The organism is Paracoccus contaminans (genome assembly GCF_002105555.1).
GTDB lineage: Bacteria > Pseudomonadota > Alphaproteobacteria > Rhodobacterales > Rhodobacteraceae > Paracoccus > Paracoccus contaminans.
Map to the genome: position 1 here is coordinate 2,781,599 of NZ_CP020612.1, position 13,648 is coordinate 2,795,246.

At 68.9% G+C, this 13,648-nt stretch carries 12 protein-coding genes and 1 tRNA gene; 4 read left to right on the forward strand and 9 right to left on the reverse strand.

What is annotated here, in order from left to right; all coding sequences use genetic code 11:
* Positions 1-48: 48 nt before the first annotated feature.
* Positions 49-132, reverse strand: a tRNA-Leu gene (locus tag B0A89_RS13300).
* 112 nt (positions 133-244) lie between these two features.
* Here B0A89_RS13300 and B0A89_RS13305 point away from each other — a divergent pair.
* Entirely contained in the window at positions 245-448 is a 204-nt protein-coding gene (locus B0A89_RS13305; protein WP_085378527.1) for a hypothetical protein, read from the forward strand.
* A gap of 219 nt (positions 449-667) precedes the next feature.
* Here the strand turns inward: B0A89_RS13305 and lipA are convergent, their stop codons facing one another.
* Positions 668-1,615: a lipoyl synthase gene (lipA, locus tag B0A89_RS13310; RefSeq protein WP_085378528.1), complete on the reverse strand. Its 948-nt coding sequence runs from the start codon at positions 1,613-1,615 to the stop codon at positions 668-670.
* 170 nt (positions 1,616-1,785) lie between these two features.
* Here lipA and B0A89_RS13315 point away from each other — a divergent pair, with 170 nt between their 5' ends.
* Positions 1,786-2,331: a peroxiredoxin gene (locus B0A89_RS13315; RefSeq protein WP_085378529.1), complete on the forward strand. Its 546-nt coding sequence runs from the start codon at positions 1,786-1,788 to the stop codon at positions 2,329-2,331.
* Between the two features lie 66 nt (positions 2,332-2,397).
* Here the strand turns inward: B0A89_RS13315 and B0A89_RS13320 are convergent, their stop codons facing one another.
* Positions 2,398-3,618, reverse strand: a complete 1,221-nt coding sequence (locus tag B0A89_RS13320; protein WP_240558708.1) for a DUF6456 domain-containing protein — start codon at positions 3,616-3,618, stop codon at positions 2,398-2,400.
* A 186-nt stretch (positions 3,619-3,804) separates the two neighbouring features.
* On the opposite strand from B0A89_RS13320, the gene B0A89_RS13325 reads away from it, so the two are divergent.
* Entirely contained in the window at positions 3,805-4,131 is a 327-nt protein-coding gene (locus tag B0A89_RS13325) for a DUF6477 family protein (protein ID WP_085378530.1), read from the forward strand.
* Positions 4,132-4,142: 11 nt separating this feature from the next.
* Here B0A89_RS13325 and B0A89_RS13330 read toward each other — a convergent pair whose 3' ends face one another.
* Positions 4,143-5,672, reverse strand: a complete 1,530-nt coding sequence (locus B0A89_RS13330) for a helicase HerA-like domain-containing protein (RefSeq protein ID WP_085378937.1) — start codon at positions 5,670-5,672, stop codon at positions 4,143-4,145.
* Positions 5,673-6,200: 528 nt separating this feature from the next.
* Between B0A89_RS13330 and B0A89_RS13335 the strand changes: the two genes are divergently transcribed.
* Entirely contained in the window at positions 6,201-7,040 is an 840-nt protein-coding gene (locus tag B0A89_RS13335; RefSeq protein ID WP_085378531.1) for an invasion associated locus B family protein, read from the forward strand.
* 72 nt (positions 7,041-7,112) lie between these two features.
* On the opposite strand, the gene B0A89_RS13340 is transcribed toward B0A89_RS13335, so the two are convergent.
* From B0A89_RS13340 to rpiA, 5 genes are all read right to left on the reverse strand, one after another.
* The gene (locus B0A89_RS13340) at positions 7,113-8,771 is read right to left on the reverse strand and encodes a Do family serine endopeptidase (RefSeq protein ID WP_240558559.1); all 1,659 of its coding nucleotides are present in this window, start codon (positions 8,769-8,771) and stop codon (positions 7,113-7,115) included.
* Positions 8,772-8,955: 184 nt separating this feature from the next.
* Positions 8,956-10,110 (reverse strand): protease modulator HflC, encoded by a 1,155-nt coding sequence (hflC, locus tag B0A89_RS13345; RefSeq protein WP_085378532.1) that lies wholly within the window; start codon positions 10,108-10,110, stop codon positions 8,956-8,958.
* Positions 10,110-11,429, reverse strand: a complete 1,320-nt coding sequence (gene hflK, locus B0A89_RS13350) for an FtsH protease activity modulator HflK (protein WP_085378533.1) — start codon at positions 11,427-11,429, stop codon at positions 10,110-10,112. Before hflK ends, hflC begins: the two co-directional genes overlap by 1 nt.
* Positions 11,430-11,534: 105 nt before the next feature.
* Positions 11,535-12,914 (reverse strand): glutathione-disulfide reductase, encoded by a 1,380-nt coding sequence (gene gorA / locus B0A89_RS13355; RefSeq protein WP_085378534.1) that lies wholly within the window; start codon positions 12,912-12,914, stop codon positions 11,535-11,537.
* Positions 12,911-13,639 (reverse strand): ribose-5-phosphate isomerase RpiA, encoded by a 729-nt coding sequence (gene rpiA, locus B0A89_RS13360; protein ID WP_085378535.1) that lies wholly within the window; start codon positions 13,637-13,639, stop codon positions 12,911-12,913. The genes gorA and rpiA overlap by 4 nt, the downstream gene beginning before the upstream one ends.
* Positions 13,640-13,648: the final 9 nt, after the last annotated feature.

Below are 13,648 nucleotides of genomic sequence, written 5' to 3' on the forward strand. Positions count from 1 at the left end.
GGCAGGCCGGAAATCAGGGATTGAACTTGCCTGCGGGTCGGCGCGGCGTGGTACCCGTGGTCGGACTCGAACCGACATGCCTTGCGGCGGCGGATTTTGAGTCCGCTGCGTCTACCATTCCGCCACACGGGCCATCGACCTTGCGCCCTTTTAGGCGGGTTTGCCCTATGCCGCAACCCTGCCCTTGCCGCCGCACGGCGGCTGGGGCACCTGAAGCGGATATGCCCTGCCGAAAGCGGTCCTCATGTCACTTGTCCGCAACGAGCGTCTCAAGCTCGCCGCCGGTTTCCTCAATGCCATCAGCATCGGGCTGATCGGCATCGCCATCCTGCGGCCGGTGGTTGAAACACATCAGGCATCCTATCTGACCCTTGCTGCCTGGTCGGGGATCGGTCTTGCGATCCACGGCGTTGCCCAATACATATTGGGCTATCTGCGGAAGGACTGAAACCATGACCGCATTCGACATCATCGTGCCGGCCGCCGCCCTTGGGGTTGCCCTTGTGATGGCCATGATCGTTCGTGGCACCGACAAGCCGCAAGCCCCTGTCCGCCATCCGGCTGAATGACCGCCAATCACTAGGGCAATCCCTGCGCCCCGCCTTGGCATGCAACGACCATGCGGCCCTGCCCGCGACGATCAGGGGCCGGCCTTGGCCTGAAGCGATCAGCCCCCTGCCAGCCTGGCCTGCCTTGCGGCGCGAAGCCGTGCGAAATCATCGCCCGCATGATACGAGGACCGCGTCAGCGGCGTGGCCGAAACCATCAGGAATCCCTTGCCCCAGGCCGCCTTTTCATAGCCCGCGAACTCTTCGGGCGTGACGAAGCGATCGACCCGGTGGTGCTTGGGCGTCGGCTGCAGGTATTGGCCGATGGTGATGAAATCGATCCCGGCCGCGCGCATGTCATCCATGACCTGCAGCACCCCCTGCCGATCCTCGCCCAGCCCCACCATGATGCCCGATTTGGTGAACATTGCCGGGTCAAGTTCCTTGACGCGCTGCAGCAGCCGCAGCGAATGGAAATAGCGCGCGCCCGGCCGCACCGTCGGATAAAGCCCCGGCACCGTTTCGAGATTGTGGTTGAACACGTCGGGCCGCGCCTCGACCACCGTTTCCAGCGCCCCCGGCTGTGCCTTGAGAAAGTCGGGGGTCAGCACCTCGATGGTCGAATCGGGGCTGCGATGGCGGATCGCGCGAATGGTCTGGGCAAAATGATCGGCCCCGCCATCATCCAGATCGTCCCGGTCCACGCTGGTGATGACGACATGCTTGAGCGCCAGCTTCTGCACGGCATGGGCGACGCGCCCCGGCTCGAACACGTCCAGCGCGCGCGGCTTGCCGGTGATGACGTTGCAGAAGGAACAGCCGCGGGTGCAGATCTCGCCCATGATCATCATGGTGGCGTGACCCTGGCTCCAGCATTCGCCGACATTGGGGCAGCCGGCCTGTTCGCAGACGGTGGACAGGCGGTTGTCGCGCAGGATGTCGCGCGTGGCCTTGTATCCGGCGCTGACCGGGGCCTTGACGCGGATCCAGGCCGGCTTGGCGGGCTGCGCCTGATCGGGGCGATGAGCCTTTTCGGGATGGCGCAGGATCGGCGGCGCGTCGGACATGGAACCCTCGCGGAAAAGGCCGGCGCCGCATGCGGGCCGGCAGGCTGGTCCCAGACCTAATCCCTCGAGAGGGCTTGATCAACCTGCGCCTGATGATCAGATTACCGCCGACTTCGTGGCGGCGCCTCAGGCGGTGTCCGCCGCATCGCCCCAACAAAGAGGATGCCCCCATGAAAGTTGGCGAAAAGCTGCCCGAGGTAACGTTCCAGACTCGCCTGCGCGACGAGACGATCGAAGGGCCGAACCCCTATCGCTGGGAAGCGCTGACCACGAGCGACTATTTCAAGGGCAAGCGCGTCGTGCTGTTCTCTCTGCCCGGCGCCTTCACGCCGACCTGCTCGACCTACCAGCTGCCGGGTTTCGAAAAGGCAGCGGCGGAAATGGCAGAGCTTGGCATTGACGCGATCTATTGCCTGTCGGTCAACGATGCCTTCGTCATGAACCAGTGGGCCAAGCAGCAGGGCCTGGAAAACGTCAAGGTGATCCCTGACGGGTCGGGCGAGTTCACCGAAAAGGTCGGCATGCTGGTGCGCAAGGACAATCTCGGCTTTGGCTGCCGGTCCTGGCGCTATGCGGCCATCATCGATGACGGGGTGGTTGAAAAGCTGTTCGAGGAACCGGGCCGCTGCGACAACCACGGCGAAGACCCCTATGGCGAATCCTCGCCCGAGACGGTGCTGGCCTATCTGCGCGAACACCAGGGCGCGAAGGCCTGACCGGCCCCCAGGCGCGGCCGCCCCATCGGCGGCCGCAACTTCGGCTGCGGCAGCATGCTGCGCGCCTCAGCCGATCAACGGGCTGCCGCTGCCGTAACGTTCGCGGTAAAAGCGTTCGAGCCGCATCAGCGCCAGGCGCAGCACCACCTTGCCCGAACGCGCTGCCCAGCCAAGCCGGCGCTCGGTCATCTCGATCCCCTCGAGAAAGCAGCACACGCGCAGCACCAGATCGCCCATGCCGGGGCCAAGATCGCGCAGCGCCTCGGCAACCCGGCGGCGGGCGGATTCGGAACCGCCGCCCCAGCCGGCGTTGAAGCCGGCATCGATTCCCGCGGTCAGGAACCCGTCCCAGTTCTGCGTGACCCGCGCCCCCATCTGCGCCAGTTCGAAATCCTCGCGCAGCCGTTCGCCCGCGGCGACCATGCCGCTGTCCAGGAAAGGTTGCCCGTTGGCATCGCGCCGCCGCGCCAGAACCAGCAGCGGGCTTTCCGCGATGTTCACCCTCATGCGCCGCATGCCCGGCCCCTCGGGGTCGTCCAGGGTGCGATCCTCATAGATGCGGTGCGCCTGGGCCGCGGCCGGGCCCATGTCGGGTGCAGTGTCAGGGCCGCCCGGCGCATGGACGAAGGGCGCTGCCGCCTCGGCCAGACCTGATGCGCCAGGGACGGCCTCGGCCGCGTTCTCGCACACCCCGCCTGCTTCGGGCAGGCCTGCATAGCGCCCCATCATCATCGCCTTGAGCGCCGCGCGCCCTGCGGGCGTGATCGCATGGCGGGTGATCCGCCCCTGCCCCAACAACCCCACCCAGCCGCGCAGCGCCAACAGCTCGGCCAGCTTGCGATCAAGGACGGCCGTGCGGATGTCCGAACGGGTGATGATCGCCTTGTCCATCCCTTCGGCCACGGCCAGAACGGCGCCCGGTTCGGCCAGGCGGCGCAGGATGCGGCGGATCTCGGACAGATCGGCAGCCGGCCGGCCAAGCGCGGCACTGCGTTCGACCGCCCGATCGACCAGCGGGTCATCGCGGCGGTTTTCGAAGCGGCGGATGCGGCGCAGGATGGTCGAGGCATGGCAGCCCGCCTCGCGGGCAAGGGCGCGGATCGTCTCGCCCCCTTCGACGTGGCGCAGATACAGCTGCGCATCCTCGGGCAGGGCTGGCGCCGGGGGGGCGCTGCCTTCGGCCGCAGCTGCGCCTGTCCCGGGTGCGGCTGTCGGCAAAGCGCCCGTGACGGTCGCCACGACCGCCATCGCCTCGCTTAGATCACCCGTCATAATCATCATGTCGATCGTTCCTCATGTCCTGGGCCAGCGGGAAACGACCTGTCGAAAAAGACAGGTCGCCGGCACTTCGGTCATCAGGCGCTAAGATTCCCTAAAGAGAGTTAACCATGTCGCGCGCTGCGCATGGCGCCTGCGCAACATCGCTGCCCAGCAGGCAAACAGGGCCCGCAACCTGCAAGCAGAGAGATCGCGATGAGCCTCATGTCGAATATCCTTGCCTTTCCGGTGCAGCCGGTGGGCCAGCCCCTTCGTCGCCCGGCATTGCTGGTGCGCGCGGCGATCGAGGGGCAGAATCACTGGCGGCGCGAACGTGACCTGCGCCGCATCCTGCGCAGCGATCATGTCCCCGCGCCTGGCCACGCCCTGCCGCGGTTGCGCGCCGAGGAGGACCGCCTGAACAGCGCCCGGCAGGAAGGTGATGCGGAATACGACCTGCATCAGCATGTCCTGCTGATGATCGCGATCCTGGCCGAATCGCAGCTGGTGCCCAGCGCCGGCACGCTGCGGGTCGTCGGCTGAGCGGGGGGCGCTTACCTTCCGGGCAGCAGCGAGCCGAGCACGCCACGCACGATCATGCGGCCCGCGCTGCTTCCGATCTGGCGCGCAACGCTTTTGCCGAAGGTCTGCACGATCGTGTCGCCCCGGCGCCGCCCCGCCGGCGTCTGCGTGTTGATCTGGATGGCAGGATTGTGGCGGCGGGCGCCCGCCGCGCCCGAGGGCTGCATCGTGAACAGATCATGGTCCTCGGCCTGGCGGGCCGCCGTTTCGGCGCGCGCGGCAAGCCGTTCATAGGCGCTGTCGCGGTCGATGGTCTGGCCGTATTTCAGCCCCAGGGGGGACAGCTGCACGAGGCGCGCGCGCTCGGCATCGGGGATGGCGCCCAGCCGCGACTGAGGCGGGCGGATCAGGGTGCGCTGAACCATCCCCGGCGCCCCGTTCGCCTCGAGAAACGAGGTCAGCGCCTCGCCGGTGCCAAGGCCGGTGATCGCCTCGGCGGTATCAAAGGCGGGGTTGGGGCGGTAATTCGCTGCCGCCTGGCGCAATGCCTTGTTGTCCTTCGGGGTAAAGGCGCGCAGGGCGTGCTGGACGCGGTTGCCAAGCTGCGCCAGCACCGCGTCGGGCACATCGGCGGGGTTCTGGGTGATGAACCAGACGCTGACCCCCTTGGACCGGATCAGCCGGGCGACCTGCTGGATCTTGTCCACCAGCACCGGGGGCGCCCCGTCAAACAGCAGATGCGCCTCGTCGAAGAAGAAGGCGAGCCGCGGCTTGTCCACGTCGCCCACCTCGGGCAGCTGCTCGAACAGTTCCGACAGCAGCCACAGCAGGAAGGTCGCGTAAAGGCGCGGCGCGTTCATCAGCCGGTCCGCGGCCAGGATGTTGACGATGCCCCTGCCCGATGCGTCCATGCGGATCAGGTCGGCCAGTTCAAGCGCCGGCTCGCCGAACAGCCGCCCGCCGCCCTGCTGTTCCAGCACCAGCAACGCGCGCTGGATCGCCCCCACCGATGCGGTCGAGACATTGCCGTAGCGCAGGCTCAGATCCTTTGCGTTCTGGCCGGCCCAGACGAGCATCGCCTGCAGATCCTTCAGGTCGGCCAGGGCAAGCCCCTCGTCATCGGCGACGCGGAAGACGATGTTCATCACCCCTTCCTGTGCGTCGGTCAGCCCCATGAGGCGCGACAGCAACAGCGGCCCCATTTCCGAAGGCGTGGTGCGAACAGGGTGCCCCTTTTCGCCCCACACGTCCCAGAACGTCACCGGAAAACCCCGGAATTCGGGGCGCAGCCCGATGCGCGCCGCGCGCTCTGAAAAACCGGCGGCCGGGGCCGGCTCTCCGCCGGGCAGCGCCATGCCGGCCAGATCGCCCTTGATGTCCGACAGCACGACCGGAACCCCTGCCAGCGACATTGCCTCGGCAAGGGTCTGCAAGGTCACCGTCTTGCCCGTCCCCGTCGCACCCGCGATAAGCCCGTGCCGGTTGGCGTATTTCAAAAGAAGATGCTGCGGCTCGCCCTGTCCGGGCCCCGCGCCGCCGACAAGGACGGTGCCGCGCTCCAGATCGACGACCGGGCGGCCGCCTTGCGGCGGCTCGGCAAGCGGCGTGGTTGGCAGGGCAGCATCGCCGGGGCCATGGGCAGGGATGTCGGACACGGGAACACAGCCTTGTTGTTGATGGATGGCGCGGCGCAACGGTTTCGCACGCTGCGACAATACTCCGTTAAGCCCTGCATGCCAGAGTGTGCCGTGTCGGGCCGTTCGGGGCGAAGGGTCCGGTGCTTCCTCCGTAACGCCTTGCCGCGCCTTCGGGCGCGGCTTTTTTCGCTGCAGGCGGGGGCGGCGGGCCTGCGGGTCGATTGACGCAGGCGCCGTGCCCCGCTAACCTCTGACGCAATAAGGCCGGGTCCGACAGGGACGAAGGGGATGCAGCCTGAGGCGGGCGCGTCCCCTTTTCAGCCTTTGCAGGGGGCTGCTGCCCGCCTGCTGCCCTGGGCCGGGCCTGCCTACGCAAAGGTTACACCGGCGCCCCTGACAGCGCCCGTGGGCCGTGCTACCAGCGCCGGGCGCCTTCAATCGAAAGGATCCGAAATGGCACGAACCTCTTACGCCGTTCTCGCTGCGCTGCTGGCTGCGGCCCCGGTCGCGGCGCTGGCCCAGACGGCCACGGCACCGGCCGCCGCGCCGGAAAGCGCCGCGGCGCCGGCCGGGTCTGCGTCCCCCGCTGCATCGCCTGATGCCCCGGCCGTGGTCCCCGCGGCCCCTGCCGATGCCGCCGCGCCTGCAGCAGCCGGCAGCGCAGCGCAAACGCCCGCCCCGGCAGCCAGCCCGGATCCTGCCCCCGCCGCTCCTGCCGCCACCCCCGCCCCGGCAGCCCCGGCAGCCACCCCTGCCCCGGCAGCGAACCCCGCCCCTGCGGCGGACGGCGCGCCGGCCCCTGCGGGCAATGCGGCCGACGATCAGCAGGTGGGCAGCTATTACAGCAAGTCCACCCATGACGAATGGACGCTGCGCTGCCTGCGCACCAAGGACGGCAAGGATCCGTGCGAGCTGTATCAGCTGCTCAAGGACCAGTACAGCAAGCCTGTCGCCGAGATTTCGGTCATCCCGTTCACCGGCAAGGCGGCGGCGATCCTGAACTTCGTCGCGCCGCTCGAGACGGACTTGCAGGCCGGCCTGGGGCTGAAGATCGATGCGGCGGCCGAGCATCGCTATCCCTTCCTCGTCTGCGCGCCGGTCGGCTGCGTCTCGCGCATCGGGATGACGGATGCCGAACTGAACGGGCTGAAGAAGGGCAGCGTCTCGACGGTATCCCTGCTGCCGTTCGGGGGCGATCCGGCCAAGGATCAGGTCAAGCTGAACATGTCGCTCAAGGGCTTCACCGCGGGCTTCACCGCCCTGCAGGATGCCGCCAAGGCCGCCCAGAAATAAGCCGGTCTGCCCAGCAATGACAAAAGGGGCGCCACGGGGCGCCCCTTTCCCTTTCCGACCGGGCCTGCGCGCTCAGTCGATCGACAGGGCCAGAAAACGCGGCTCGCCCCCGCGGCGGATCAGCAGCAGCACCGACTGGCGGCCCGCCTCTTTGGCCTCGGCCACGCGGCCGCGCAGATCGCCAAGCGTCGCCACAGGCTTCTGCCCCGCCTCGACGATCACATCGCCCGGCTGCAGCCCCTTGGCGGCCGCATCGCTCTTGGCGTCCACATCCTCGACGACAAGGCCCTTGCTGTTTTCAGGAAGGCGCAGCCGCGCCGCAAGATCGGGCGTCAGCCGTGACAGCGTCATCCCCAGCACCGCATCGCCTTGCTGGCTCTGCGGGTCGCCCCGCTCCTCACCCTCGCCACGCTCATCGGCATCGGCCAGCTCGCGCCGCCCCAGCGTGATCTTGAGATCGACCGGCTTGCCGGCGCGCTGGACGGTCACGTCCACCGCCTCGCCCACCGGCGCATCGGCGACCCGGCGCACCAGATCGCGCGTGTCGGCCACCTCGCCCCCGGCAAAGCGGGTGATCACGTCGCCTGCCTGCACCCCGGCATCCGCCGCCGGGCCGGCCGGCACATCGGTGACCATGGCGCCCTTTTCCGCTGCCAGGCCCAGCGAATTGGCGATGTCCGGCGTCACGTCCTGGATCTTGACGCCCAGCCAGCCGCGCCGCGTCTCGCCGAACTCGCGCAGCTGGTCCACGACCTTGGAGACCACATTCGAGGCCATCGAGAAGCCGATCCCGATCGAGCCGCCATTGGGCGACAGGATCGCCGTGTTCACGCCCACGACCTCGCCCTGCATGTTGAACAGCGGCCCGCCCGAGTTGCCGCGGTTGATCGCCGCGTCGGTCTGGATGAAATCGTCATAGGTGCCGGTCAGGGCCCGGCTTTTCGCCGAGATGATCCCGGACGAGGCGGACAGCCCCTGCCCCAGCGGGTTCCCCAGCGCCAGCACCCAGTCGCCCACCCGCGCCGCGTCGCTGTCCCCGAACTTGAGGAAGGGCAGCGGCTTGTCGGCCTGGACCTTCAGAACGGCGATGTCGGTGGTGGGGTCGGTCCCGACCAGCTTGGCCGGCAGCCGGGCGCCGGAATAGAACTCGATCTCGATCTCGTCGGCCCCGTCGATGACGTGGTTGTTGGTGACGATGAAGCCGTCGGACGAGATCACGAAGCCCGAACCCAGCGCGGTCGAACGCTCCTGCTGCATCGGCCCGCCAAAGGGCGAATCGCCGCGCCTGCCGGGGCCGGGGATGCCGAAATCACGGAACAGGTCCGAAAAGGGGCTGCCCTCGGGGAAGGCCGGCCCTTGCTGCACCGGGCGCGAAACCACAGCAGTCGTGGTGATGTTCACCACCGCCGGGCTGACCGCCGCCACCACGTCGGCAAAGCTGTCGGGGCCGGTCTGCCGGCCCTGGCCCTGCGATGCGCCGGTGCCAACGGGTGCGTTTGCATTCGCCGCCTCGGGCACCTTGCCCGTCATCGGCTGATCCGGCGTCGTCGTCGTCTGGGGCATGTTCTGCGGCATCGCCGGGGCAGTGCCGGCCTGCGGCTGCGCCGGGGCGCCGGCGGCGGGAGGCACCGGGGCCGGTGCCGGCGACTGCGCAAAGGCCGGCGCAAGCCCCAGCGTCAAAGCCAGTGCCGAGGCCACCAGCCCGCGCCTTGATTGCGTTAGATACGTCATCCACGATCTCCGTCACTTCGCCCCGGCCCCCATGCTGACGGCCGCGGGTTGCAAGCGCCAGATGTGGAGATTTGTTGCGCAATAGCAACGCATCAGGCGTCATTTCCGCGTGAAGTTCTGTCTGCTCTGGCGCTGTCGCCCGTGGAAAAAGGCGCGGCCCGGTAAGGCCGCGCCACCAGGCCGGTCAGTTCGCGGGCACAGCCGCCGGCGGCGCAGCGCCGGGGGACGCTGCGGCAGGCGCATCAGGGGCCGTAGCTTCAGGTGCAGGTGCAGGTGCAGAGGGCTGCATCACCGGCGCCGCGGTATCGCTGGCGCTTCCACCCTCGGCACGGGCAGCGGTTTCGGCAGCCGCCGCGGCGGCGGCTGCAGCCTGCGCCGCCGCCTGAGCCGCGACCTCGCTGGTCGGGGCGGGATTGGCGGGAACGGCCGCGGCCACCTGCGGGGGCACAGCAACCGGGCTGGCGCCCGCGCCATCACCAGCGCCGAGATAGCTGAAGAACTCGCCCTGCGGCGTGATCACCATCGAGCTGTTCTGCCCCTTCAGCGCCCGTTCGTAAGCCGTCATCGAGCGGGTGAAGGCAAAGAACTCGGGGTCCTTGCCGAAGGCCTCGGCATAGATGGCGTTGCGCTGGGCGTCGGCCTCGCCGCGGACGATCTCGGCCTTGCGGCGGGCATCCGAGGTCAGCTCGACCACGGTCCGGTCGGCGGCGGCGCGCACGCGCTGGGCCGCCTCGCCCCCGCGGGCGGTTTCGTCGGCCGCCTCGCGCTCGCGCTCGGCCCGCATCCGGGCATAGGTCGCGTTCAGGTTCTGCGCCGGCAGATCGGTCCGGGTCAGCCGCACGTCGATGATCTGCACGCCCAGGGCTTCGGCCTCGCCGCGCGCGGCGTCTCGGATCTGGCCCATCAGGTTGGTGCGGTCCTGCGACAGCACCGCCGTCGAGGGCACCGATCCGAGAACGCCGCGGATCGCGTTGGTCAGGATGCCGGCCAGCCGGCTCTGGGCAAAGTCGATCCCGCCCTCGCCCGTTGCGCGGCGGAAGGTGACGGCATCCTCGATCTGCCAGCGCGCAAAGGCATCGACGACAAGGCGGCGATCGTCGAGGGGCGTGACCTCCATCGGGTCGGTCGGCAGGCCGAGAATGCGCGCGTCATAGCGCACCACCCGGTCGATGAGCGGCAGCTTGAACCCGAGGCCAGGTTCCTGCCGGACAGCGACCACCTCGCCGAACCGCAGGACCAGCGCCTTTTCCCGCACATCCACGATATAGACCGACGCCGTCACAAGCAGCGCCACGGCCACGACAAGCGGCAGGGCAAAGAAGGAAATCGCACGGCGCATCAGTTGTTCCCCCTTGCGGCATTGCCCGTCGTTGCGGCGGCGCGGCCCGCACCTGCGGCCTGGGCGCCCGAGGCCGGCAATCCGGCCGGTGCGGTTCCCGTCGCCGCGGGCTGTCCGGCTGCGCCTGCGGGGCGCAGCTGGTCCAGCGGCAGATAGGGCACGACGCCCTGCCCGCCGGCCCCGTCGCCTTCCAGGATCACCTTGTTCACCCCGCCCAGCACCCGTTCCATGGTTTCAAGATACATCCGCCGCCGCGTTACCTCGGGCGCCTTGACATATTCGTCATAGACCGAGTTGAAGCGCGCCGCTTCGCCCTGCGCATCGTTCACGGCCTGGGCGCGATAGGCCTCGGCCTGCTCGACCATGGCGGCGGATTCGCCGCGGGCATTGGCCAGGACGCGGTTGGCATAGGCATCGGCTTCCTTTTCCAGCTTGTCGCGTTCCTGCTGCGCGGCCTGGACCTCGCGGAAGCTGTCGATGACCTCGGCCGGCGGATCGGCGCGGCCAAGGTTGACGCGCACCACGTTGATGCCGGCCTGATAGCTGTCCAGCGTCTGCTGGATCGCCAGTTCGGCATCACGGGCGATCTGCCCGCGGTCACGGTTGAGGATCGGGGCCAGCTCGGACCGGGCCACGATGTCGCGCATCGCGCTTTCGGCCACGGCGCGGATGGTGCCCTCGGGATCGGCAAGGTTGAACAGGAACTGCTCGGGGTTCGAGACATTCCAGACGACCTGATAGCTCATGTCCACGATGTTCTGGTCACGGGTCAGCATCAGGCCGCTGTCAAGCGCATCCCGGCCCGTGCCGATCTCGATCGTGCGTTCCCCCGTCACCGCGATGATGTGGCGCGTGATGAAGGGCCAGGGCGCGAAATTGGCTCCCTCGTCGCGCACGGCATAGGGGCGGCCGAACAGCAGTTCGACCGACTTCTCGCCCGTATCCACCTGGTAAAAACTGGCAATGCCCCACAGGACGGCACCCGCCAGCGCGGCGATGCCCCATTTGCTCCGGTCCATACGCGGCAGGCCCGAGGGCGGGCCGGGCCGCCGCGGCCCGCCGGTGCGCCCGCGCGCATCGCGCCCGCCGATCAGAACACGCAAGCGATCCTGTCCCTTGCGCATCAGTTCCTCGATCTCGGGAACCTGGTCGGGGCGACGCCCGCCCGGCGGGGGCGGCTGCTGGTCCGAGCCTCCGGTCCCCCAGGGGCGCTGCGGTTGCTGCCCGGAAGGGCGCGGCGTTTCGGGGCGCGGGGGCTGCGGGCGGGCGGGACGTTCGTCGTCACCATCGTTTGCGCCGCCCCAAGGTCCTTGTGCCATCCTCGTGCCTTTCGTCAGAAGCTGCGTCATAACTAGGGCTTATGTTCGGCGGGACAAGGGTGCGACCTGTCACGCCTGCCCTTTGCCCGCCCCAAGGGGGCAGCCTCAGGCCGTCGCACCGCCCGCGCGGCGGACGGGCGCGCGCATCGTGACCAGCTCCTCCGCCAGTGTGGGGTGGACCGCCACCGTCGCATCGAACTGTTCCTTGGTGGCGCCCATCCCTACGGCGACGGCGACCAGCTGGATCATCTCGCCCGCTTCGGGGGCGAAGATGTGGCAGCCGAGCACCCGGCGCGTCTCGGTGCAGACGATCAGCTTCATCAGGGCCCGCGCCTCGGACCCCGCAAACAGCGACCGCATGGGGCGAAAGCGCGCCTCGTAGACCTCGATCGGGCCGCGTTCGGCGGCTTCCTCCTCGGTCAGGCCGACGGTGCCCAGCTCATGGGGGCGGACATAGACGGCGCTGGCGATCAGGCCGTGATCGACGCGCCGGGGCTGCGCGCCGAAGACCGTGTCGGCAAAGGCGTGGCCTTCGCGGATGGCGACGGGCGTCAGGTTCACGCGGTCGGTGACATCGCCCACCGCAAAGATCGAGGGCACCGAGGTCTGCGACCATTCGTCCACCACGATCTCGCCGCGGCGGCCCAGGCGCACGCCCGTGTTTTCCAGCCCCAGCCCGCCCGTATAGGGATGGCGGCCCACCGCCAGCATGACGGCATCGAAGCTTTCGGCCCCGCCATCCGAAAAGCTGACCCGGAGCCCGTCCCCCTCGCGCTCGAGCCGGGTCGGCGCGCTTTCAAGGCGCAGGCGCACACCGATGTTTTCAAGCTGGTGGGTGACCAGGGTCCGGCCTTCGCCGTCAAAGCCGCGCAGCACCTTGTCGCCCCGGTGGCACAAGGTCGTCTCGCATCCCAGCCCGTTCAGGATGGTCGAATATTCGCAGGCGATGAAGCCGCCGCCCACGACCAGGACGCGGCGGGGCAGGCGCTCCATCTCGAACAGGTCGTCCGAGATCATCGCCAGTTCCTCGCCGGGGATGCCGGGCAGGCTGGGGCGCCCGCCGACCGCGATCAGGATGTGGCGCGCCGTGAACCGCTCGCCTGTCGAAAGCACGACGGTATGATGGTCATCGAGCCGCGCACGCGCGCGGTAAAGCGTCACGCCGGCGGTGACCAGCCCGCCTTCGTACAAGCCTTCCAGGCGCGACAGCTCGGCCCGCAGCTTTTCACGGAAGGCGGGCCAGTCGAATTCGCCCGCCTGTGCATCTGCCCAGCCATAGCCGCGCGCCTCGGCGGCAGCGGCGGGGGCGGTCGAGGCAAAGATCATCAGCTTCTTGGGCACGCAGCCGCGAATGACGCAGGTGCCGCCAAAGCGGCTTTCCTCGGCGATGGCAACCTTGGCGCCGTGCTGGCTGGCCGCGATGCGTGCCGCGCGCACCCCGCCCGATCCGCCGCCGATCACGAACAGGTCATAATCAAAGCTCATGCGCTCACCTCGGGTCTTGTCAGTTCGATGACCGACCCGTCGGGGCTGCCGATCAGTGCAAGATGGCACATCCCCAGGAACAGCCCGTGTTCCACAACGCCGGGGATGGCGTTCAGTCCGCGCCCCAGGGCGGCGGGATCGGCGATGCGGTCCAGCGACAGGTCAAGGATCAGGTTGCCCTCATCGGTGCGGAAGATCGCCCCGTCACGCTGGCGCAGCAGCATCGGGCGCTGCGTCATGCCCATCGCGTCCAGCAGCCGCTGAATATGGATGCGCGTCGTCTCGACCCCGAAGGGCGTCACCTCGACTGGCAGGTGAAAGGCGCCCAGCACCTCGACCACCTTGGCCGGATCGGCGACCACCACCATCCGGTCCGACGCCGCGGCGGTGATCTTTTCGCGCAGATGCGCCCCCCCGCCCCCCTTGATGAGATTGAGGTCGGGGTCGATCTCGTCGGCGCCGTCCAGCGTCAGGTCAAGCCAGCCGATCTCGTCCAGTTCCTCGATGGCGATGCCCAGCCGCCCGGCCAGCTCGCAGGTGGCCCGGCTGGTCGCCGCGCAGCGCAGGCGCAGCCCTTCGGCCCGGATGCGCGCGGCCAGGCGGTGGACCATGAACACCGCGGTCGAGCCGGTCCCCAGGCCCAGCCGCATCCCGTCCTGCACCAGCGCCACCGCCGCCCGCGCGGCGGCATCCTTGGCGGCATCGGTGGGCGAAAGCTCGGTCATGGCGGCTCC